General features: G+C 58.8%; 21 protein-coding genes and 1 tRNA gene. 15 read left to right on the forward strand and 7 right to left on the reverse strand.

Features of this window, described 5'->3' with window-relative positions; all coding sequences use genetic code 11:
* Nucleotides 1-9 precede the first annotated feature (9 nt).
* Together purD and nrdG are read left to right on the forward strand one after the other, a co-directional pair.
* The gene (gene purD / locus JUE30_RS05880; protein WP_203624045.1) at nt 10-1,245 is read left to right on the forward strand and encodes a phosphoribosylamine--glycine ligase; all 1,236 of its coding nucleotides are present in this window, start codon (nt 10-12) and stop codon (nt 1,243-1,245) included.
* A gap of 115 nt (nt 1,246-1,360) precedes the next feature.
* Nucleotides 1,361-1,939: an anaerobic ribonucleoside-triphosphate reductase activating protein gene (gene nrdG / locus JUE30_RS05885; RefSeq protein ID WP_203624046.1), complete on the forward strand. Its 579-nt coding sequence runs from the start codon at nt 1,361-1,363 to the stop codon at nt 1,937-1,939.
* Nucleotides 1,940-1,980: 41 nt separating this feature from the next.
* Here nrdG and JUE30_RS05890 read toward each other — a convergent pair whose 3' ends face one another.
* Both JUE30_RS05890 and JUE30_RS05895 read right to left on the reverse strand, forming a co-directional pair.
* On the reverse strand, nt 1,981-3,039 hold the full coding sequence (locus JUE30_RS05890; protein ID WP_203624047.1) for a HAMP domain-containing sensor histidine kinase: 1,059 nt from the start codon (nt 3,037-3,039) through the stop codon (nt 1,981-1,983).
* Nucleotides 3,040-3,714 (reverse strand): response regulator transcription factor, encoded by a 675-nt coding sequence (locus tag JUE30_RS05895; RefSeq protein ID WP_203624048.1) that lies wholly within the window; start codon nt 3,712-3,714, stop codon nt 3,040-3,042.
* Between the two features lie 135 nt (nt 3,715-3,849).
* On the opposite strand from JUE30_RS05895, the gene JUE30_RS05900 reads away from it, so the two are divergent.
* A complete protein-coding gene (locus tag JUE30_RS05900) occupies nt 3,850-4,623 on the forward strand; it encodes an ABC transporter ATP-binding protein (RefSeq protein WP_203624049.1) in 774 nt (257 codons plus the stop codon).
* Nucleotides 4,601-6,601: an FtsX-like permease family protein gene (locus JUE30_RS05905; protein WP_203624050.1), complete on the forward strand. Its 2,001-nt coding sequence runs from the start codon at nt 4,601-4,603 to the stop codon at nt 6,599-6,601. The genes JUE30_RS05900 and JUE30_RS05905 overlap by 23 nt, the downstream gene beginning before the upstream one ends.
* Here the strand turns inward: JUE30_RS05905 and JUE30_RS05910 are convergent.
* A complete protein-coding gene (locus JUE30_RS05910; RefSeq protein ID WP_203624051.1) occupies nt 6,598-7,137 on the reverse strand; it encodes an antibiotic biosynthesis monooxygenase in 540 nt (179 codons plus the stop codon). The two genes, JUE30_RS05905 and JUE30_RS05910, sit on opposite strands and share 4 nt — an antisense overlap.
* 56 nt (nt 7,138-7,193) lie before the next feature.
* Here JUE30_RS05910 and JUE30_RS05915 point away from each other — a divergent pair, with 56 nt between their 5' ends.
* The 5 genes from JUE30_RS05915 to sdaAA all read left to right on the forward strand — a co-directional run bounded on the left by JUE30_RS05915 (nt 7,194) and on the right by sdaAA (nt 11,231).
* Complete coding sequence (locus JUE30_RS05915) at nt 7,194-7,952, forward strand: MBL fold metallo-hydrolase (RefSeq protein WP_203624052.1); 759 nt, start codon at nt 7,194-7,196, stop codon at nt 7,950-7,952.
* 237 nt (nt 7,953-8,189) lie between these two features.
* Nucleotides 8,190-8,588, forward strand: a complete 399-nt coding sequence (gene spx, locus JUE30_RS05920; RefSeq protein ID WP_125755344.1) for a transcriptional regulator Spx — start codon at nt 8,190-8,192, stop codon at nt 8,586-8,588.
* Nucleotides 8,589-8,739: 151 nt separating this feature from the next.
* Nucleotides 8,740-9,423: an adaptor protein MecA gene (locus JUE30_RS05925; RefSeq protein WP_203624053.1), complete on the forward strand. Its 684-nt coding sequence runs from the start codon at nt 8,740-8,742 to the stop codon at nt 9,421-9,423.
* Between the two features lie 263 nt (nt 9,424-9,686).
* Nucleotides 9,687-10,355 carry an L-serine ammonia-lyase, iron-sulfur-dependent subunit beta gene (gene sdaAB, locus JUE30_RS05930; RefSeq protein ID WP_304599159.1) on the forward strand — a complete coding sequence of 223 codons (669 nt, stop codon included), beginning with the start codon at nt 9,687-9,689 and terminating at the stop codon, nt 10,353-10,355.
* A gap of 9 nt (nt 10,356-10,364) precedes the next feature.
* Nucleotides 10,365-11,231, forward strand: coding sequence for an L-serine ammonia-lyase, iron-sulfur-dependent, subunit alpha (gene sdaAA / locus JUE30_RS05935; RefSeq protein WP_203624054.1), 867 nt, complete (start codon nt 10,365-10,367; stop codon nt 11,229-11,231).
* Nucleotides 11,232-11,287: 56 nt separating this feature from the next.
* Here the strand turns inward: sdaAA and JUE30_RS05940 are convergent, their stop codons facing one another.
* The 3 genes from JUE30_RS05940 to JUE30_RS05950 form a co-directional block, all read right to left on the reverse strand.
* Nucleotides 11,288-12,226: a dihydroorotate oxidase gene (locus tag JUE30_RS05940; RefSeq protein WP_203624055.1), complete on the reverse strand. Its 939-nt coding sequence runs from the start codon at nt 12,224-12,226 to the stop codon at nt 11,288-11,290.
* A 200-nt stretch (nt 12,227-12,426) separates the two neighbouring features.
* The gene (locus tag JUE30_RS05945) at nt 12,427-12,627 is read right to left on the reverse strand and encodes a hypothetical protein (protein ID WP_203624056.1); all 201 of its coding nucleotides are present in this window, start codon (nt 12,625-12,627) and stop codon (nt 12,427-12,429) included.
* Entirely contained in the window at nt 12,624-13,016 is a 393-nt protein-coding gene (locus tag JUE30_RS05950; protein ID WP_125755356.1) for a hypothetical protein, read from the reverse strand. The genes JUE30_RS05945 and JUE30_RS05950 overlap by 4 nt, the downstream gene beginning before the upstream one ends.
* A 168-nt stretch (nt 13,017-13,184) precedes the next feature.
* On the opposite strand from JUE30_RS05950, the gene JUE30_RS05955 reads away from it, so the two are divergent.
* The 3 genes from JUE30_RS05955 to JUE30_RS05965 all read left to right on the forward strand — a co-directional run bounded on the left by JUE30_RS05955 (nt 13,185) and on the right by JUE30_RS05965 (nt 15,646).
* Nucleotides 13,185-13,255: transfer RNA gene (locus JUE30_RS05955), tRNA-Gly, on the forward strand.
* 243 nt (nt 13,256-13,498) lie between these two features.
* Nucleotides 13,499-15,181 (forward strand): arginine--tRNA ligase, encoded by a 1,683-nt coding sequence (gene argS / locus JUE30_RS05960; RefSeq protein WP_203624057.1) that lies wholly within the window; start codon nt 13,499-13,501, stop codon nt 15,179-15,181.
* A gap of 9 nt (nt 15,182-15,190) precedes the next feature.
* A complete protein-coding gene (locus tag JUE30_RS05965) occupies nt 15,191-15,646 on the forward strand; it encodes an arginine repressor (RefSeq protein WP_125755360.1) in 456 nt (151 codons plus the stop codon).
* A 47-nt stretch (nt 15,647-15,693) separates the two neighbouring features.
* Here JUE30_RS05965 and JUE30_RS05970 read toward each other — a convergent pair whose 3' ends face one another.
* On the reverse strand, nt 15,694-16,524 hold the full coding sequence (locus JUE30_RS05970) for an RluA family pseudouridine synthase (protein ID WP_125755362.1): 831 nt from the start codon (nt 16,522-16,524) through the stop codon (nt 15,694-15,696).
* Nucleotides 16,525-16,604: 80 nt separating this feature from the next.
* Between JUE30_RS05970 and JUE30_RS05975 the strand changes: the two genes are divergently transcribed.
* The 3 genes from JUE30_RS05975 (at nt 16,605) to JUE30_RS05985 (ending at nt 20,170) form a co-directional block, all read left to right on the forward strand.
* Nucleotides 16,605-18,710 (forward strand): PBP1A family penicillin-binding protein, encoded by a 2,106-nt coding sequence (locus tag JUE30_RS05975; RefSeq protein WP_203624058.1) that lies wholly within the window; start codon nt 16,605-16,607, stop codon nt 18,708-18,710.
* A gap of 21 nt (nt 18,711-18,731) precedes the next feature.
* Entirely contained in the window at nt 18,732-19,109 is a 378-nt protein-coding gene (locus JUE30_RS05980) for a YlbF family regulator (RefSeq protein WP_203624059.1), read from the forward strand.
* 92 nt (nt 19,110-19,201) lie between these two features.
* Entirely contained in the window at nt 19,202-20,170 is a 969-nt protein-coding gene (locus JUE30_RS05985; RefSeq protein ID WP_203624060.1) for a 3'-5' exoribonuclease YhaM family protein, read from the forward strand.
* Nucleotides 20,171-20,344 lie beyond the last annotated feature (174 nt).

The raw sequence follows: 20,344 nt of genomic DNA on the forward strand, positions 1-20,344 counted from the left end.
GAGGCTTGTATGGTCAATGTGTTGGTGATCGGCCAAGGGGGCCGGGAAAGTGCGCTCGGGCGGGCGTTTTTGCGCTCGCCGCAGGTGGGGCAAGTGTTCGTGGCACCGGGCAATGCCGGGATGCCAATGATCGGGCTGACGCCGGTGCCCATCAACGAATCTGAAACCGCCGCGCTCATCGCCTTTGCCAAGACTCATGTGGCGCTGACCTTTGTCGGCCCGGAACAGCCGCTGGCCGGTGGGCTTGTGGACGCGTTTGAAGCGGCCGGCCTGCCGGTGTTTGGCCCGACCAAGGTACTAGTCCAGCTGGAAAGCAGCAAAACGTTTGCCAAGGCCTTCATGGCGCGGCATCACTTGCCCACGGCGCAGGCGCTGACGGTTCATTCACTGCCAGAAGCGCAAACCGCGCTGGCCAAGTTTGGTGCCCCCATTGTGATCAAGGCAGACGGGCTGGCGGCCGGCAAGGGCGTGACCGTGGCGCAAACGCTGGCCGCGGCGCAGGCGGCGGTGACCAAGCTTTACGCCGCTGACGCTCAAACTCCGGTGCTGCTGGAGGAGTACCTGCAAGGCGAAGAGGCGTCGGTTTTGGCGATGTTCAACGGGCCAAAGCGGGTGCTGTTCCCGCTGGCCCAAGACCACAAGCGGCGCTTTGACGGCGACGCTGGGCCTAACACCGGCGGCATGGGGGCGTACAGCCCAACGCCGCAGTTCAGCGCGGCGCAGCAAAAAGCCGCCGGTGACTTGGTGGATCAAACCTTGGCCGGCATGGCGTCAGACGGGCTCAGCGGCTGTGGGGTGCTGTACGTCGGTCTGATGTTTACCGCCGCTGGGCCAAAGATTCTCGAGTACAACCTGCGCTTCGGGGATCCCGAAACCCAGGTGCTTCTGCCCCAGGTAGAAAACGATTTTTATCAGCTGACTCTGGACCTTTTGGCCGGGAAGGCCGAACCGCTCAAGTTGGACGGGCACACGTACTGCGGGGTGGTGGCGGTGGATCCGGCGTACCCGGGGGCTGGGCATCCATATCCGCTGGTGGTGCCCGATGCTGAGCAACTGAAGTACTGGGTGCCCGCCGGCGTCGCCGAAACGGCAGGTGGGCTGGTGAGCAGCGGCGGCCGTATTTTCGCGGTGATCGGCGAAGGCTCAGACTTAGCCGAGGCTCAGCGTCAGGCGTACGCGCGCATGCAGCCGCTGCAAGGCGCTTTGGCCACACGCAGTGATATTGGGGCCAAGGGCCTAGCCTAATTAAAAAGTGTGCGACCACCATATCCATGGCGATCGCACACTTTTTTTGACTTTCGCCACTATATCTTGGGGGTCGGCTGTGGTAGCATTAAAACTATGAAATGGAGTGAGCAAGATGGCCCAAACAAGATTACCCAACAATCCGAAACCCAAGGAGTGGCTCGCGTCCGACCTGTCGCTGCAGTACGTGGCCAGCTATAAGCCGTTCGTGTTTGTCGATGGTGAAGGCGTGCGGTGCAGCATTTACGTGTCCGGGTGCCGCTTTAACTGCCCGGGCTGCTACAACAAGGTCGCCCAGAATTTTCACTACGGCACGCCGTACACGCAGGAGCTGGAGGATCGCATCATCACTGACCTCAGCCAGAGTTACGTGCAGGGCCTGACGCTGCTGGGCGGCGAGCCGTTTTTGAACACGCAGGTCTGCCTGCGCCTGTGCCGGCGGGTGCGCAAGGAGTTCGGCCACACCAAGGACATCTGGAGCTGGACCGGGTACACCTGGGACGAGCTGATGCAGGAGTCCGACGACAAGCTTGAGCTGCTGAACATGCTTGACATTCTGGTCGACGGCCGCTTCCTCGAGGCCAAGAAGGACCTGACGCTGCAGTTTCGCGGCAGTTCCAACCAGCGCATCATCGATGTGCCTGCCTCGCTTGAAGCAGGTTCAGTCAAAATTTGGAAAAACTTAGTGAGGTAGCGCAAAAAGCCCGCGGGAAAAATTTTCCGCGGGCTTTTTGCTTACTTCAAATCCGGTTTGGTCAAGGTTGCGCCGCTTTCCCCATAAAAGCTGAGGTGGGGAAAATGAATCGTCACGGCTGTGCCTTTGCCAACAGTGGCGCTGATGGTCAGGTGATGGCCGAGCTTTTGGCTCAGCTGGTCGGCCAGGTACAGGCCGAGGCCGGTGGAGCGCTGGTTGGCGTTGCGGCCATTGGTGCCGGTGAAGCCTTTTTCAAAGACGCGGTGCAGCTCGTCTGACGGGATGCCGATGCCGGTGTCTTCAATGGTCAGCGTCGCCTCGGTGGGGGCGTCCGCAATGGTGGCGGTGACTTGGCCGCCTGGCGCGGTGTACTTTAAGGCGTTGGACACCAGCTGGCCCAGGATGAACCGCAGCCACTTTTCGTCGGTGACGACGGTCAAGGAGTCGCCGTTCAGGGCAAAGCTGATGCGCCGGTCGATGAAGCTGTTGCGCTGGTCGACGATCACGCCGTCGACCAGGGGCTTGAGGTCATACTCGCGGAGCAGGTAATCCTTGGAGAAGCTGTCCAGCCGCGAGTAGTACAGCACTTGCTCGACGGAAAAGTTGATCTTGTCCAGCTGCAGCGCCAGCTCGTCCAGCGGCTTTTCCGGCGCTTGACCGTCCAGGCTGTCCTGAAGCAGGCCGGCGGCGGCCAGCGGCACCTTGATCTCGTGCACCCAGGAGTCGATGAAGGCCTTTTGGTCCTGCTGGCGAGCAATCAACTCGGATTGAGCCTGGCGGTGTTCGCGCAGCACATGGTTGTACGCCTCGACGATTGCGGCGCGCTCGTGGCTGCTGCTGGCCGCCAGCGGCCAGTCCAGCGCCTCAACGCCGGCTTCAGTCCGGTCGGTGAAGGCCTTGACCCACTTTTTCGTGCGAGTGTAGTGCCACACCAGCAGGACCGCGGCGAAACCGGTGATTAGTACGGCCATGTACAAAAGCGTGTCCCACCGCACGCGCTGGCGCGGATCCAGCCACAGGCCAAAGCACAGGAGCGCCAGGCCGATAACATACCACGCGATGCCCGCCAGGTGGTCGTGCAAGTATTGTTTAAACGTCATTTATTTCACCATGTACCCTTGGCCGACCTTGGTTTGGATGTAATCCGGCAGCCCGGCGGCCTCAATTTTCTTGCGCAGCCGGTTGATGTTGACGGTCAGCGTGTTATCGTCGACAAAGCGCTCATCGGTCCACAGGTCCTTGAGTAGGCGCGAGCGGCTGATCACGCTGCCGTGCGCGCGCATCAGCAGCTGCAGCAGCTTGTACTCGTTTTTGGACAGGTTGATCTCCTCGTTGTTGACATAGGCCATGCCGGTTTTAAAATCGAGCGTCAACCCGTTCACGGTCAGAGATGACCCGCCGGCGTCCTGGTAGTTGTAGGTGCGCCGCAAAAGCGCGTTGATTTTGGCAATCAGGACCTCCATGGCGAAGGGCTTTTCCACAAAGTCGTCGGCGCCGAGGTTCATCGCCATCACCATGTCCATGTTGGTGTTGCGGCTGGAGATGAAAATCACCGGGACCTGCGAGGCGTCGCGGATCTTTTGGACCCAGTAGTAGCCGTCGCGGACGGGCAAATTGATGTCCAACAGGACCAGGTCGGGTTGCGTCGCCTGAAACTGGTCGAACACGCGGTTGAAATCAGTCACCGTGCTCGCTTGATACTCCCACTTGTTGAGCGCGGCCGCGATCAGGTCGGCAATGGTGCGGTCATCTTCCACAATCATGATTTTGAACATGTCTAGGCCTCCGTTCTTAATTGTATGGTAGCGGTTTGCGTGCGGCTGCACAAGCGCCTAACAGTATCGCAAGGTAACCAGCCGCAGTCCCCAGTTTCTGGTATCATGGACAAAAAGAGGCAGGGAGGCGAGCCCATGCGCGTGGTGGATGTCGCACATTTAACCAAAGTTTACGGCCACCGGCTGAACCGGGTGACCGCGCTGAACGACCTCAGCTTTCACATTGAAGCCGGGGAGTTTGTCGGTATCATGGGGCCAAGCGGCGCCGGTAAATCGACGCTGCTGAATATGATTGCCACCATTGACCAGCCCACCTCCGGCACGCTGACCGTCGCCGGCAAAGAGCTCACGGCCCTGCGCGACAGTGAGGCGGCGGCGTACCGGCGCAAGGACCTCGGGTTTATTTTTCAGGCGTTCAACCTGGTGCCGGATCTGACCGTGGCCGACAACATTACGCTGCCGCAGACTTTCGTGCCGCCTCTGCCGAAGGACTTAGACCAGCGCCTGATGCACTTTGCCAAACTGCTGGGGCTGGTGCCGCTGCTGAAGCGATATCCGGAGCAGCTCAGTTTGGGTCAGCGGCAGCGGGTGGCCGCGGCGCGGGCGATGATCGGCCATCCGGACTTGATCTTGGCCGATGAGCCGACCGGGAGCCTGGACTCGATGGCGGCCACCGAACTGCTTCAGTACCTGGCCAAGCTCAACTTGGAAGAGGACGTGACGATCATGATGGTGACGCATGACGCGTTCACGGCCAGTTTTTGCAATCGCATTATTTTCATTCGCGACGGGGCGTACTTCGCGGAAGTGACTCGGCGCTCCAGCCGCCAGGCCTTTTTCAACAGCATCATCGACATGGAAGCCACCATCAACGGGGGTGATCGGCGTGGGCCAATTGATCCGCACTAGTTTGCGGCGCCACCGGACGGTCAACCGGTTGTATGTGCTGATGGCCGCGGCGATGATCGCGGTCCTGTACGCGGTGCTGGCGCTGATTGAAGATGACCAGCTGCTGGCCCACGCCATTGACATGAACGATTTGACTGCCGTGGTGCCGGCGCTTTTAGTGATTGTGCTGGTCGTGATCCTGCTGTTTGCAATCGTCTTTTTGCTGTACATGAATTCGATCCTGATCGAGCGGCGCACTGCCAGTATTCGCGTGTATCGCCGGCTGGGAATGCCGGTCAGCCGCATCGGGTTTGGCCTGCTGTTGGAATCGCTGCTGCTGGGGGCGGCGGCCACCGTGCTGGGGATTGGGCTAGGCTGGGTCTTTTCCAAGTTTCTGGCCATGATGCTGCTGCGTCTGATGGGGGTGCACAAGGCAGTCGGCCTGCTGTGGGCCCCGCGCGCCGCCGTTGAGCTTGCCGTCTTGTTCCTGGTGGTTTACGCGGTGCTGGGCACCATTAACGCGATCTATGCCGGCAATGTGGAAATGACGGCTGAAAGTGCGGCCAACCGGACCAGCCGCATCCCGGCCAGCGGCTGGCGGACGTTGGTCGCCTGGGCCGGGGCCGTGGTGTTGGTGCTCAGTTACGCTGCCGCGTACAACCTGGTTCACCTGACCTACCTGATGGCCCAGCGCTACCACGGCGGCGGGGTGTGGACACTACTTGCGGTGCCGGCGCTGGGCGTGGTCAGCTTGTACGTCGTGTTCAAAGTGTCGCTGCCGGCGCTTTTCGTCTGGCTGATGAAGCGGCCGAAACTGCGGCGCAACGCCGCGGCGCTTATGACCGTCACCAACGTGCACAAGCGGCTGCTGCGCAATGTGCACTCGCTCTTTCTGACGACCCTGCTGGCCACCATCACCATCACGGTGCTGGGCAGCGGCGCGATTTTGTACCAGTTTGGCCAGCGCTCGGTGACGCGCAGTGTGGCCTTGGACATGGTGGCTTCAAGCACTGGGGTCAAGCAGGCGTTCTCCAAAGACACGGCGGCGGTGATCAAGCGCGCGGTCGTCTTGCCCACCAAGCTTGCGGCGGGGCGGCTGAGCGAGCCCAATCACGCCACCGGCGACGGGGATGAAACTATTTATAACGTGATGGCGCTCAGCGATTATACTCGGATTCGCCGCGTGCAAAAGGGCCTGCCAGCTTTGACGCTGGGCCCGCACCAGGCGGCGATGATCCTGTTTGGCCGGACCTTGTACCAGCACACTTGGCTGGGCAAGCGGCAGCACTGGGGCTTGACGCTGACCCGAACGCACCAACGCTTTGCCGTTAAAACCGTGACGGGCACTTTTCCGCTGGGCGACAGCGCCTACTTTGACCGGGCGCTGGTGATTCCGGACCGGGACTTTCGGCAGCTGCTGGCGCCGGCGGACCCGTTGACTGGGTACCTGCTGAAGCAGGGGCAATCCGGTCAGGCCGCCAAGCAGCTTAACGACGGCGTTGGTGAGGATTACGTGGGCGGCAGCGCGGCTATTTTAACCGGCAAAAAAGCACCGCGAGTCAAGGCCACTGCTGGTGCCGCGGACTTTGGTCGCCGTGCTGTTCAGTTTAAGGCGCCTTTGATGGGAGAGATGAATGTGCTGTTTGGCATGGGTCTGTTCATTGTGATCTTGCTGGGCGCCGTCTTCATCGTGGCCACTGCCAGCATCCTGATGATCAAGCAGCTGATGCTGGCCGCCGAGGACCACCAGGCGCGCACCATCCTGCGCCAACTCGGTATGCCGCAGCCGCTGGAGCAGCGCGTGGCCGCCGCCCAAACCGCTGTGATCTTCGCGCTGCCGCTGGCCTTTGGTACGCTGAACTCGGCTCTGATGATTCGCTATTTGAGCATGTTCTTGAACGACCCCGGCGTGTTTCTAGTCATCGTGATCGTCGCGGTCTACATCCTGGTGTACCTGGCCTTTGGCATCCTGACCGTCCGGCTGACGGCGCGGACTTAGGCGTCCAATGTGGCTTCTGCCTTCATCGCGTGATCGGGGTGGTAAGGATCGGCAATGGTGTAAAATGCCTGGTGGTAGCCGTAGCTTTCCTGTGCCCGTTTGGTGAAGACCATCACCGGCGCAAACAGCGGCGTATTTTTGGCGGTGAAAACCGCCAGCTTGGTTGCCCAGGCCGATAGCAGCAGGTACTCGCGCTGCGGATTATCTGTGCGCATCAACACCATGGCCTCGCAGCCGTCCAGGCGGTCCGCTTCGAGGGTCAGCGTCTGGGCCTTTTGCTCGAAGACCTTGGCCTCCTCATCGGTGAGCTTAAAGTACATCATGTAGACGTAGCCCACCTCTGGCACCGCGCCGTAGTGGGCCAAGATGGTGCCTTTAAGCGGTGCGACGAACGGGACTGCCCCGGTCAGATCCAGGGTGGCAAAGTCGCGGTCCTTTTCGGCGTCTTTGAGCAGTCGGACCGGGGTGGTGGCGCGTTTCACAATCGTTTGCATATACGTTTTGCTGCCGAGCACTAACTGCATTGTTTTTGTCATTTGATTACCCCCAATAGGTTTAGTATAGCGCTTACTTATTTGAAAGGAATGATTTCATGAAATTGACGATCCTGGGTTATTACGGCGGCTATCCCGACCACGGCGTTGGCACATCCAGTTACCTGATCGAAAGCGGCGACTACAAGCTGCTACTGGATTGCGGCTCCGGTGCGCTGCTGGCACTGGAAAAAGCCAGTGACCCCTTTGCGCTGGATGCGGTCTTACTGACCCATTATCACCATGATCATGCCGCAGATGTCGGTGTGCTGCAGTATTACTACCAGCTCCACAGCGGAGCCAAAAAAGCCGATCCGCTCCCAATCTACGGTCACACCAAAGATCCGCTGAATTTTGCGGCGCTGACCTTCGGCGACTTCACGAAGGGCATGGGGTACAGCGGGGATTCCGTGCTCGATCTGGGGCCACTGCATCTAACGTTCCTGGAGACCCAGCACCCGGTGCCGGCCTTTGCCGTGCGCATCGAGGAAAAAACCACCGGGCAGGTCTTTGTCGACACCAGTGACACCCGGGCCTTTCCGGCGCTCGCGCCATTCGCCGAGAAGGCGGATCTGCTGATGGCGGACACCAATTTTCTGGCGGGCCACCAGGCGCCGCTTTGGCACCTCACTGCTCCACAGGCCGGTGCGCTGGCCGCCCAAGCGCACGTTAAGGAACTCCTCTTGACTCACCTGCCGCAAGAAGTCTCGCTAGCGACCCTGAAGGCCCAAGCCCAGGCGGAAGGGGGGGAGATTCCGGTAGTTTTGGCCAGTGAAACGTTATTTATTGATGGGAACAAATTATTTGAGCAAAAATAACGTTTAAAATTTAATCCAGCTGATGTTCACCATGTCAACTAACATGGTTGGGAAGTAAAACGCCGACTGGCAGGCCTTTGCTTTGGGGAATGACTATTTGTTACTTATATCACAATTAGTGTGCGCGCAAATTCAGAAATTTATTTTTGAAGCTTGATTGTATTTGCACATTTGAGTTCGTTATACTTAGAGTGTCGAGAAAACGCAGTCACGCAACAAAAGAAGGAGCGAGCACTGATGGTATACTTGTACGTTTCGCCTAGCTGCACTTCATGTCGCAAAGCCCGCGCCTGGTTAGTGGAAAATAACATTCCCTTCGTGGAACGAAACATATTTGCCGATCCACTGAGCATCGATGAGATCAAGCACGTGCTCAGCATGACCGAGAAAGGGACCGAGGAGATCATTTCGATGCGGTCGAATATTTTCCGGGAACTGGGCATTGACCTTGAGGCCATCTCAATCAATGAATTGGTCGCCTTGATTGCTAAGTATCCAGCCTTGATCCGCCGGCCAATCATCATGGATGATAAACGGCTGCAGGTCGGCTACAATGAAGATGATATTAGACGGTTTCTCCCGCGTTCGGTGCGGGCACTGGAGCTGCAACAAGCTCAGCTGCTGGCCGGGTTTTAACCAAAAGGCATGATTCGGGTGAATCGTGCCTTTTTGGTTTCAGCGCGCTGGGGGATCCATGTGTTGCATTCCTTACTTTTTTAGCGTAGAATGCCGTGTCAGTGAGAATCTGATATACTAAGATTCAAAGGCAAAGTGAGGTGCAGCCATCATGGAAATGGAACGACTTAACGCAAATACCATTCGCGTCCTGCTCGGCAATGACGATTTGGCCGAACGCGGGATCACAGTGCTGGACCTGCTCGGCAACCACAAGCAGATCGAAACCTTCTTCTATAGTATTCTCGATGAGGTCGACAAGGATCACAGTTTCGCCAGCGAAGGCGGTGTGACGTTTCAGGTGATGCCGAGTCAAAGCGGATTGGAGCTTTTGATCTCCCGCAATCAAGATGACGAGGACGCCGATGAAGACACCGACGACGCGCAAACCGACGATAATGGCGTGCCGGACTTCATCCGCCAACAGCTCAATGCATTAGATGATCCGGCAGCCAGCGACGAGGCCAGCGACGAAGGCAGCTTCATCGACGGCGGCCAAGCGGACAAGACCGAGGTCGTGCTCAAGCTCCAAAGCTTTGAGGACTTCATTGCTTTGGCCCAGGAGTTGCGCTTGGAAGGGGCCACCTCAGATCTCTATTCTTACAACGATGACTACTACCTTGTGTTGACCTTCTACGCCAACAAGGCTTCGAGCAGTGAAATCGCCGATCAAACGGCGCTGGCCTTGGAGTACGGCACGAAAGTCAACTTGTCAGCCGACGTGCTGGCGGAATACGGCAAGCTTCTGATGCCGACCAGCGCGCTGGAAACCGGCCGCTACTATTTCAAAAAGTAATCTGAGGGGCGGCGCTGCGGTGCCGCTTTTTTTGTAAGGTGCGGAGGGTTCGCGTACTTAGGGGGACAGGCAGCCTAGCCAGAGGCTTTGCCGCTGGGCTTTGGCGGCGAGGCCTCTGGCGTAGCTGGCTGCTCCCCGTTGCGAACCCGGAGCCCGATTATGTCAGGTGCGGAGGCTCGACGCTTTTAGCCCGAAGCCCGATTTTGTCTCTGGCTTGACCGCAGGGGGCACGCGTGGTTCTATAAGGAAAAAGGAGCATGATCATGGCAAAAGAGTTGCGCTTTACCAGTGTTTTCGACATTATTGGCCCGGTGATGGTCGGGCCAAGCTCCTCGCACACCGCCGGCGCCGCGCGCATCGGCAAGGTGGTGCGGGAGATTTTTGGCGAGGAGCCGACGCGGGTGGACATTTACCTGTACGAGTCCTTCGCTAAGACTTATCGCGGCCACGGCACCGATGTTGCGCTGGTCGGGGGACTTTTGGGCATGGCGCCAGACGACGCGCGCCTTGCGGATTCGCTGAAGATCGCGCACGAGCGGGGAATCAAGGTCACCTTCGTGCCGAAAAGCGACAAGGTCGATCACCCGAACACGGCGAAGATCGCACTGCAAAAAGGCGCTCGGTCAATGACTGTGACTGGGGTGTCAATTGGCGGCGGCAACATTCAGATTTCTGAGATCAACGGCTTCAAGCTGTCGCTGAGCATGGGCACGCCAACGTTCATCACCGTGCACCAAGATGTGCCAGGGATGATTGCGCGCGCGACTGACTTGCTGAGTGAAAATAACGTCAATATCGGCACCATGACCGTCACGCGCGAGGCCAAAGGCGAAAAGGCCATCATGATCATGGAAGTGGACGAGCGGCGGCCCGACTTGGTCGAGAAGCTCAAGGCCATGCCGAACGTCGATAACGCTGCGTATTTCGAGTAGGAGGACGCCATGTTTTACTCAATTAAAGAACTTGTTGAACAGGCCCAAGACTACCAGAGTGTCGCGGCCCTGATGGTGGCCACCGAGGCCGAAAACACCGGTCGCAGCGAGTCAGCGATCCGCTCGCTGATGGCGCGTAACCTTGACGTCATGGCGGAATCGATCACCAAGGGGATCGCCGGCGTCAAATCGGTGACCGGTCTGACCGGTGGGGATGCCAAGCGGCTGGACCAGTACCTCGGCGGTGGCACCAGCTACCTCGGGCCGATTGCCCTGGCCGCAGTGCGCAATGCCGTTGCCGTCAACGAGGTCAACGCCCAAATGGGGTTGATCTGCGCCACTCCGACCGCCGGCAGTGCCGGTGTGGTGGCCGGCACGCTGATGGCCGTCCGCGAGCCGTTTCACCTGACCCGCGAGCAGCAGGTCGACTACCTGTTCACGGCCGGCGCTTTCGGCCTGGTGATCGCCAATAATGCGGAGATCGCTGGCGCGGAAGGCGGCTGTCAGGCGGAAGTTGGCAGCGCCTCTGCCATGGCGGCCGCCGCGCTGGTCCAGGCCCGCGGCGGCGACGCCGAGATGGCGGCTCAGGCCGCGGCCATTTCGATTGCCAACTTGATGGGGCTGGTGTGCGATCCGGTCGCCGGGCTGGTTGAGGTCCCGTGCGTTAAGCGCAACGCAATGGGGGCGGCCCAGGCGTTAACCTCGGCTGACATGGCGCTCGCGGGGATGAAGTCCGTGATCCCGCCGGACGAGGTGATCGCGGCAATGGACGCCGTGGGCAAGCAAATGCCCAGTGCCTTCCGCGAAACGGCAGAAGGCGGATTGGCGGCCACGCCAACAGGCCGGCGAATCCAGCGCCGAATTTTTGGCGATTGATCGACAGCAAAATGGGTAAGACCGCTGCTTAAGGTCTTACCCATTTTTGCGCGCACCTATAGTGTTTTCAGCTGCCCACGGAACTCGGGGAGGCTGGTGTAGCCCTTTTTGGCCATCTCAGCTTCAAGCTCACTGGCCAGCCGCGTAAAGGCGCCCAGGCCCTCGGTGGCCAAAATGCTGCCTAGAGAGACCAAGTTTGCGCCGCAGAGGATCAGCTCGTAGGCGTCGCGGCCCGTGGTCACGCCGCCGGTGCCAATGATGCTAATGTCGCCGCGCAGGCGCTGGCGGAAGGCGCGCACGTTGGCCAACGCGATGGGCTTGGCGTACTGACCGCCGATGCCGCCAAACCCGCCCTTGGGCTTGATTGCCGCAGTGTCTGTGGCCGGGTCGATCCAAAGCCCGTTGCCCAGGCTGTTGATCGAGTTGATGAAGGTCAAGGGGTACCGGTTGAGGATGGCCGCGACCTGGTCGAATTGGGCCAGGTCAAAATACGGCGGCAACTTGACCCCGGCGGGTTTTTTGAAGACTTTGAAAATGGCGGCGAGGATGGTCTCAGTGGCGGCAAAATCATACGCGATCTGGGGCTTGCCGGGGACATTCGGGCAGCTGAGGTTGAACTCGGTCAGACCGGTGAAGCCCGAATCCTGGATCTTTTGCGCGAGGAGGGGAAAGTCATCCGGCTTCATGCCGGCGACCGAGAGAAAAATTGGCCGGCCCGGGTGCTTTTCCTGAAACCGCTCGGCGTAAGCAATATAGTAGTCAATCCCAAGGTTCGGCAGGCCCATCGAGTTGATCGTCCCCAGTGCCAGCTGGGCAAAGCGGGGCTCCGGGTTGCCTTTGCGCGCTTCCAGCGTCCCGGTCTTGGTCACCAGGGTGCCAGCCGGACTTGCCGCGAGTTGGTCGAGCTCGGCTTCGGTTTGACAGTGCACGCCGCTTGCGTTCATGAACACATTTTGAAACGTGTAGTCGCCTAAGGTGGTGGTTAAACTAGCCAACGTGATCACTCCTTTGAATCCAGTGTCGTGTCATCCTGCCTATTTAACCATATTTGCGGCTGCTTGCCTATGCACCAAAAAGGAAGCCAAAATTGGCTAGTCGCGTGTCATAAAGCAACGCCCCTGCACCGCGATTTTAAAACCAATCGTGGTCCAGGGGCGTTTTAAACTTCGGGCTAAAACCGCTTGATGTCTCAGCCTCATAGAACTGAATTTAACGCTACACTGGCCACTGCCAGCCCGGCTGCAACCAGGCACACCCGCCGCGGCAGGCGCGGGTCGCGGCCGCGCATCATGACGATCAGCCATGCGAGCAGGCTGACCACAAACACCGCGGTGCTGAGCAGAAAAACCCAGGCCAGCGCAATCCCGACTGGGTTTGCGGACGGTGCAGCGCTCATGTGGTTGGGTCCTTTTGGTGGTAAGTTGTCAGGTGTGCAAGCTGGCCGCCCATGCGCCGAATCTCGTCCGGCGGGGCCTGCGGCAGGGTGAAGTGCATTTCCATTTTGTGGGGATCAAAGTCCTCCGTGGCCGATACGAGCGAATAGAATACGTTAGGGTCGGGCTCGTCGTCTGGCAGCGAGGTCAGTGTGTAAGCCGACAAAGGCGCAGACTTTTTTGGCAGCCCGAGCAAAAAATTGGCCAGTACGCGGTAGGCATAGTAGACGGTTTCCTGATAGGTGGTGCCCTTAGCCGTCAGTTCGGGCATGTTCACAAACTGAATCAAATAACCGTCAGGCGTTTTCTCGTTGCGGGCCGCAAAGAAGTAGCGGCGGGTCGCCTTGGCCATAACATCGCATCCTCTCAAATTCTTCGCTATTATTATAACACGGTTAAAAATTGTCGCAATAATATATGGATTTTCTCATCTTATTATTCTCCCGTCAGCCGCCGGCAGAAAAATCGCTTGGGCCGCTTGCAAACCGCCCTCCTGCCCGTTATAATAATGCTTGTTGTTGCGGTTGTAGTTTAGTGGTAAAACTTCAGCTTCCCAAGCTGACGTCGCGAGTTCGATTCTCGTCAACCGCTTGATTCTGGTGCCAGTGGTGCCAGTTTTTTATTGGGTGAAGAAGCCGAAAAAGGCAACCGGTCGTGTTCAGTGAAGCTGCGGGAGGTGCGAGCAGCTCACGGCCTTGCCGGCGCGCGGCGGAGCCTGAAGTGAATAATGAGTGGACATGACGTCAACTAGAGTGGTACCGCGGGGAAACTCGTCTCTTTCAAGTAAACATTTGAAGGAGACGAGTTTTTTCTCGCAGAAAGGAACGTGCACAGATGGAGTTCAAACAAGAAGTGATCAAGGCACTGGCTGCCGCAATCGGCAGCACGCTGGACGAGGCGACCATCGCGAAGCTGGTCGAAACGCCGAAGGATGATAAGATGGGCGATTATGCCTTTCCCACGTTCGCTTTGGCCAAGGTGTTCCACCAGGCGCCGCCGCTGATTGCCAAGGACCTGGCCGAAAAAATTGACGCGACCCCGTTTGAAAAGGTCGAAGTCAAGGGCGCTTACATCAACTTTTTCCTGGACAAGGTCAGCTTTGCCAACACGGTGCTGACGACGATCGCCCAGGACCCGGCGCATTACGGCGACCAGCAAATCGGCACCGGCAACGTGCCGATCGACATGTCCAGCCCGAACATCGCCAAGCCGATGAGCATGGGCCATCTGCGCTCGACCGTGATCGGCAACGCCCTGGCCAATATTTTGACCAAAACCGGGTACACGCCGATCAAGATTAATCACTTAGGCGACTGGGGCACCCAGTTCGGCAAGCTGATCGTGGCTTACCGCAAGTGGGGCTCTGAGGCAGACGTCAAGCGTGACCCGATCCACTACCTGGTGAAGTATTACGTCCAGTTCCATGAAGAGGCGGAAACGCAGCCCGAGCTGGACGAAGAGGCCCGCGCGGTCTTCAAGCAGCTGGAGGACGGCGATCCCGAGGTACACCAGCTCTGGTCCTGGTTCCGTGAGGAGTCGCTGAAGGAATTCCAGCGCATCTACAAGGAGCTCGGCATCGAGTTCGATTCTTACAAGGGCGAGGCCTTTTACAATGACAAGATGGACGCTGTGACCGACGCGCTCGAGCAAAAAGGGCTGCTCAAGGAAAGCCAAGGCGCGGAAATCGTCGACCTCAGCAAGTACGACCTGAACCCGGCTTTGATCCGCAAGTCCGACGGCGCGACGCTTTACATGACCCGTGACCTCGCCGCGGCCATCTACCGCCACGACCAGTACCTTTTTGTTCAAAGCCTGTACGTGGTCGGCAACGAGCAGCGGGAGCACTTCCAGCAGCTCAAGGCCGTCCTCAAGGAAATGGGCAACGACTGGGCGGATAACATTCACCACATTCCGTTCGGTCTGATCACCGCCAACGGCAAGAAGCTTTCGACGCGCAAGGGCAACATCATCTTGCTGGAAAAGGTGCTCAAGGACGCGGTGGCTCTGGCCAAGCAGCAGATCGCCGAAAAGCACCCGGACCTGGCAAATGCCGACCAAGTGGCGCACGAAGTCGGCGTCGGCGCCGTGGTCTTCCATGACCTGAAAAACGAGCGCCTCGACAATTTCGATTTCAACTTGGAAGAAGTCGTGCGCTTTGAAGGCGAGACCGGGCCGTACGTTCAGTACACCAACGCCCGCGCCAACAGCATTTTGAAGAAAACCGACCAACAGCCGGTCGCGGAAGTTGCGTTGACTGACGCCGCGGCCTGGCCGGTGCTCAAGGCCTTGGCGGACTACCCAGACGTGATCGCCCGCGCGCTGCGTGAGTACGAGCCGTCGGTCATCGCCAAGTACGCGCTGCGCCTGGCCAAGGCGTTTAACCAGTACTATGCCAACGTCAAGGTCCTGGTCGACGACGCCGAGCTGCCGGCCCGCCTGGCGATGGTCAAGGCCGTATCGACGGTGCTGACCGACGCGCTCCACACGCTCGGGGTCGGTGCGCCGGCCGAAATGTAGGAGGCCGCTATGAACAAATCTGAACGTCAGGCCGCTTTGGCCAAAATCATCAATTCGCAAGTGATCACCACGCAAGACGAGCTGCTGGAAGCCCTTAAGGCCGCCGGCATCGAGGCCACGCAGGCCACCATTTCCCGCGATATTCGCGAGATGCAGGTGGTCAAGGCGCAGGACGCCAGCGGCCAGCTGCGCTACACGATTTTCCGCGGTGATTCTCAGTCTCAGCTCGAGCGCCTCAGCAATTCGGTGCGCGAAGTGGGCCTATCCATCACCCGCGTGCAGTTTTTGAACGTGATCAAGACGCTGCCGAGCAACGGCAACCTGATGGCCGCCATTATCGACGATATCGGCTTTGCCCAGGTCGTCGGCACCTTGGCCGGCCACGACACCATCGTCGTGATCAGTCCCGACGAAGCCAGCGCCAAGTGGTTCAACGCCCAGTACCAAAAGGCGTTCATCGCCTAGACCAAAAGCGGTCTGCCAAGTCAATCGGCAGACCGTTTTTGCGTTGGTTAAAATGGTGCCGGCGAAGTTGTGGTCAGATTCTCGCTAGTCAGCGGTTTGATCAAGGTCAAGCTGCTGGCGTGCAGCATGAGGCGCGGGGCCGCGCGCCCGCCATACAAGGGGTCGCCGATGATCGGGTAGCCGAGGTGGGCCAGGTGAACGCGCAGCTGGTGGGTGCGGCCGGTTTCAAGCGTCAGCGCCAGGCGGGCGACGTCGCCATGTTTCGCGACGACCCGGAAATGCGTGACCGCCCGCAGGCCATCACAGCGCACGCGGCGTTTGCGCTTGTCTTCAGGGTCTGCGCCAATCGGCGCGTCAATGGTGCCAGACTGTGGCAGCCCGGGCGGCACCAGCGCCGTGTAAGTGCGCGCCGCGGTTTTGGCCGCGAGCTGCCGGTTGATGATGCCCTGGCTGATGGGGTCCTTGGCGATGATGGTCAGCCCTGAGGTCAGCATGTCGAGGCGGTGGGTGATGTACACCGGCCGTGGCGCCAGGTAGCCGGCCGCGGCGTTCATTAGCGTGCCCTCTTCGTCCGGCCGGTTGGGGTGCGGCTTTTGACCGGCGGGCTTGTTGACAATCAGCAGCTGGTTGTCCTCGTAGACGACGGCCAGCGGCAGCTGCTGCGGCCGGTAGTAGTCGGTGCCAGGCGCCGAAAAATTCAGCGTGACGCTGGCACCGGCCTCGACCGGCTGATTGAAGGTGCGGTACTGGCCGTTGATGAGGACCCCTTGCGTGCGCCTGAGCACGGCGATCCAGGCCTTGGGCACCTGCCAGGCGTGAAGCAAGGCGCGCACGCTGGCCGCTTCAGGGGCTTTGGCGTGAAGTTGAAACTGCGGCATGACAGGCTCCTTTCTGTAATTTGCGTAAAATCCGGCGCAAGGCCGAATCCGCGCTTTTTTCCGTATGCTAAACTAGTCACATGTTAGGAAAGGGGGACCACCAGTTGAAAGCATTCTGGGCTGCCGTGCAGCCGTACCTGGCCAAAGCCGGGCATGGCATCGCATGGTTCTTCCGCCGGTTTCAAGTGATCCGGTGGCTGATTCTCATTTTCCTGACGCTGACCCTAGCGCTGTCCACCTGGTTCACCTACAAGGCGAAAACCGCGGACGTGCAGGACATCAAGAGCAGTCTGCAGACGAAAACCACGCTGTACGACGAGGATGACCGCGAGGCCGGCAAGCTTTACGGCCAAAAAGGGACGTATGTGGACCTGGCCCAGATTTCGCCGAACATTCAAAATGCGGTGATTTCCACCGAGGACCGCAGCTTTTACACCAACCCGGGCTTTGACATCAAAGGCATCGCCCGCGCGCTGATCGGGCTGGTCATTCACCACGGCCAGATCACCGGCGGCGGCAGTACCATCACGCAGCAGCTGGCCAAAAACACGCTGCTGTCCCAGAAGCAGACGTTCCTGCGCAAGGGCCAGGAGATCTTCCTGGCCGTGCAGCTGACTCGAGTTTACTCTAAAAATGACATTCTGACGATGTACCTGAACAACGCGTACTTTGGCAACGGGGTGTGGGGCGTCGAGGACGCATCGCAGCGCTACTTTGGCAAGCACGCCAGCCAGCTGACTGCCGGCGAAGGCGCGACGCTGGCCGCGATGCTGCGCAGCCCCAGCTTTTATAACCCAATCGATCACATGGACAACGCGATCGCCCGGCGCAACTTGGTGCTGAGCCTTGAGCAGGACAACGGCAAACTGACTGCCGCACAGGTCCAAGCGGCCAAGGCCACCACGCTCACGTTGAAGGACACCTACACCGCCGACAATCAGCAGAAGTATCCCTACTTCTTCGATTCGGTGATCGAAGAGGCGTACAAGCAGGACGGCATCTCGCAAGACGACATCGTCAACAAGGGCTACCGCATTTACACGACACTGAACCCAACTTATCAAAATCGGATGCAAGAAGCCTTTGACAACCAGTACGTCTTTCCGCAAGCCGCCGCGGATGGCACCAAGCCCCAGGCGGCCTCGGTGGCCGTCGACCCGAAAACCGGCGGCGTGCTCGCCGTGGTGGGCTCACGCGGCCCGCATGTGTACTTGGGGTTCAACTACGCCACGCAGCTTCAGCGCCAACCAGGGTCTTTGCTCAAGCCGCTGATGGCGTACACGCCGGCGCTTGAAAACGGCTATTCCTATGACAGCGACCTGACTGACAAGCAGATCAGCTATGGCAAGGACCATTACACGCCGACCAATGACACCGGCACTTACGCCGGGACCCTGCCCATGTACAAGGCGCTGGCCGATTCGACCAACGCGCCGGCCGTGTGGCTGCTGAACCAGATCGGCATGAGTAAGGGCGTCGCGAGCCTGAGCCGCTTTGGCATTACGCTGCCGAAAAAGGATCAAGACCAGCTGGCATCTGTGTTGGGCGGCGTCTCCACCGGCTTTTCGCCGCTGACCTTCGCCCGCGCTTACTCGGCCTTTGCCAGCGGCGGCAGCCTGCCGCAGACCCACTTTATCCGTAAAATTGTCGACGCCACCGGCAAAACCGTGGTCAACAACGAGCCGTCCAGCAAGCGCATCATGAAGCAATCCGTGGCCACGGAAATGACGAGCATGATGATCGGCGTTTACAACGAAGGCACCGGCCGCGCTGCCAAGCCTTACGGCTACACGATCGCCGGCAAAACCGGCACCGTGGAAACGCCGAAAGACTGGGGCAACGGCCTGGGTGCCAAGGACTCCTGGGTGGTCGGCTACACGCCGGACATTGTGGTCGCGACCTGGTCCGGGTTTGCCAACACCGACGCGACGCATTACTTGCAGCCTGGTCAGGGGGCACTGAACTTGTACCGTCAGGAAATGACGAATATCCTGCCGGCCACGCCGCAAACCAAGTTCAACACCACCGACGCCAGTGCCCGCGCGACTCTGCAGACGCCGAACGCCGAAAACGGCGGCGCGGATATGTGGTCCAACATTCAAAGCGGCATTCAAAATGGGGTCGACTCGGCCAAGAATACCGTGTCGGAGTGGTACAATACCATCAAAGGACTTTTGGGTAACTAATCTAAATAAATGAGGTGCCTCATGGCAAACGTATACGATAGTGCAAATCAGCTCGCCGAAGATCTTAAGCTCAGTCAGCAGTTCCAGGACCTGAAAAAGAGCTACGACATGCTTAAGCTCGACCCGATGGGTTACGCCCTGTTCCAGCAGTTCCAGACCCTGCAGATGTCGCTGCAGCAAAAGCAGATGGCTGGCCAAGAAGTCACTGAGCAAGACGTTCAGCCGCTTCAGGATCTGTCGTCGAAGATGCAAAACATCGACGCGATCAAGGACCTGATGGCCAAGGAGCAGGCGATGTCGACGGTCATGGATGACCTGAACCGGATCATCTCCGCGCCGATCGCCGAACTTTACCAAGACAGCACCAGCCAGTCGGGCGATCAGCAGGCCGCTAAGTAAGGCTTAAAGCACGCCGCGCGTTCGGCGTGCTTTTCGTTTGCCGCGCTGAGCGGTAAAATGAGGCGACGGGGTTGCATAGAAAAGGTGAAAATATGGCAAAGCAAATTTTTGATTACGAAAACGGTCAGGACATGAAACTGCCCGTGCTGGTGAAGGGCGCTGAGGTCCGGATCGCGAAGAACGGCAAAAAGTTCATCGCGTTCACGTTCCAGGATCCATCTGGCCACATCACGGCCAAGTTCTGGGATGCTTCCGAAGACGACATTGCCCAGTACCAGCCCGGTGTGGTCGTGCTGCTGTCAGGTAAGCGGGAGCTTTACCAGGGCAAGCCGCAGATCAAACTGTACTCGCTGCGCCTGGCGACGCAGGAAGAGGGCAATGACCCGGAAAACTACGTCGAGCACGCCCCGGAGTCCAAAGATGACATGGGGCAGGAACTCAACGACTTTATTTTCCAGATCACCAACGCCAACTGGAACCGCATCGTGCGTCGACTGTTGGCCGACCACAAGCAGGAATTTCTGACGTATCCCGCAGCCAAGTCCAACCACCACGCCTTTGCCGGCGGCCTGGCGTTTCACACGCTGAGTATCCTGCGCCTGGCCAAAAGCGTGGCCAACCAGTACCCGGCGGTCAACAAGTCACTGCTTTATGCCGGCGCGATTCTGCACGACCTAGGCAAAACCATGGAGCTGTCCTCGGCGGTTTCGACTGACTACACCATGGAAGGCAACATGATTGGCCACATCGTCTTGGTCGATGAGGAAATCGTGCGGGTGGCTAATGAGCTCAAAATCGACATTCACCAGGAAGACATGATCATGTTGCGGCACACGGTGCTGGCGCATCATGGCTTGCTGGAGTATGGCTCACCGGTGCGTCCGGAGCTGCTTGAGGCGCAGATCTTGCACGACCTGGACGAGCTGGACGCCGAGATCAACATGCTGACCACGGCTTACCAGCACGTCGATCCCGGAACCTTCACCGAGCGGCTTTTTGGCATGGATAACCGCCGCTTCTACCGCCCGACCAATGGGCAGACCTATCCGGATCCGAAATAGCAATGTGTGCCGCCTGTAAAAAGGCGGTTTTTTAGGCTCTTCGTCAAGTGAAGTTGAACATAATTTATGAGAGTATCTAGACCTTAATTGGTCTAGGTACTCTTTTTTTAAGCCGCCAGGTTGTGGGCTTTGGGGTTAAACCAGACACGCTCAAGGAAAATACGGTTGATAAAG

It is taken from the genome of Lacticaseibacillus sp. 866-1 (assembly GCF_016861825.1).
Taxonomy (GTDB): domain Bacteria; phylum Bacillota; class Bacilli; order Lactobacillales; family Lactobacillaceae; genus Lacticaseibacillus.

What these genes read in the sequence shown, in the direction of transcription:
- purD (WP_203624045.1), top strand. Translation starts at nt 10, where the DNA reads ATGGTCAATGTGTTGGTGATCGGCCAAGGGGGCCGGGAAAGTGCGCTC.
- nrdG (WP_203624046.1), top strand. Translation starts at nt 1,361, where the DNA reads ATGGCCCAAACAAGATTACCCAACAATCCGAAACCCAAGGAGTGGCTC.
- JUE30_RS05890 (WP_203624047.1), bottom strand. Translation starts at nt 3,039, where the DNA reads ATGACGTTTAAACAATACTTGCACGACCACCTGGCGGGCATCGCGTGG.
- JUE30_RS05895 (WP_203624048.1), bottom strand. Translation starts at nt 3,714, where the DNA reads ATGTTCAAAATCATGATTGTGGAAGATGACCGCACCATTGCCGACCTG.
- JUE30_RS05900 (WP_203624049.1), top strand. Translation starts at nt 3,850, where the DNA reads ATGCGCGTGGTGGATGTCGCACATTTAACCAAAGTTTACGGCCACCGG.
- JUE30_RS05910 (WP_203624051.1), bottom strand. Translation starts at nt 7,137, where the DNA reads ATGACAAAAACAATGCAGTTAGTGCTCGGCAGCAAAACGTATATGCAA.
- JUE30_RS05915 (WP_203624052.1), top strand. Translation starts at nt 7,194, where the DNA reads ATGAAATTGACGATCCTGGGTTATTACGGCGGCTATCCCGACCACGGC.
- spx (WP_125755344.1), top strand. Translation starts at nt 8,190, where the DNA reads ATGGTATACTTGTACGTTTCGCCTAGCTGCACTTCATGTCGCAAAGCC.
- JUE30_RS05925 (WP_203624053.1), top strand. Translation starts at nt 8,740, where the DNA reads ATGGAAATGGAACGACTTAACGCAAATACCATTCGCGTCCTGCTCGGC.
- sdaAB (WP_304599159.1), top strand. Translation starts at nt 9,687, where the DNA reads ATGGCAAAAGAGTTGCGCTTTACCAGTGTTTTCGACATTATTGGCCCG.
- sdaAA (WP_203624054.1), top strand. Translation starts at nt 10,365, where the DNA reads ATGTTTTACTCAATTAAAGAACTTGTTGAACAGGCCCAAGACTACCAG.
- JUE30_RS05945 (WP_203624056.1), bottom strand. Translation starts at nt 12,627, where the DNA reads ATGAGCGCTGCACCGTCCGCAAACCCAGTCGGGATTGCGCTGGCCTGG.
- JUE30_RS05950 (WP_125755356.1), bottom strand. Translation starts at nt 13,016, where the DNA reads ATGGCCAAGGCGACCCGCCGCTACTTCTTTGCGGCCCGCAACGAGAAA.
- argS (WP_203624057.1), top strand. Translation starts at nt 13,499, where the DNA reads ATGGAGTTCAAACAAGAAGTGATCAAGGCACTGGCTGCCGCAATCGGC.
- JUE30_RS05965 (WP_125755360.1), top strand. Translation starts at nt 15,191, where the DNA reads ATGAACAAATCTGAACGTCAGGCCGCTTTGGCCAAAATCATCAATTCG.
- JUE30_RS05970 (WP_125755362.1), bottom strand. Translation starts at nt 16,524, where the DNA reads ATGCCGCAGTTTCAACTTCACGCCAAAGCCCCTGAAGCGGCCAGCGTG.
- JUE30_RS05975 (WP_203624058.1), top strand. Translation starts at nt 16,605, where the DNA reads ATGTTAGGAAAGGGGGACCACCAGTTGAAAGCATTCTGGGCTGCCGTG.
- JUE30_RS05980 (WP_203624059.1), top strand. Translation starts at nt 18,732, where the DNA reads ATGGCAAACGTATACGATAGTGCAAATCAGCTCGCCGAAGATCTTAAG.
- JUE30_RS05985 (WP_203624060.1), top strand. Translation starts at nt 19,202, where the DNA reads ATGGCAAAGCAAATTTTTGATTACGAAAACGGTCAGGACATGAAACTG.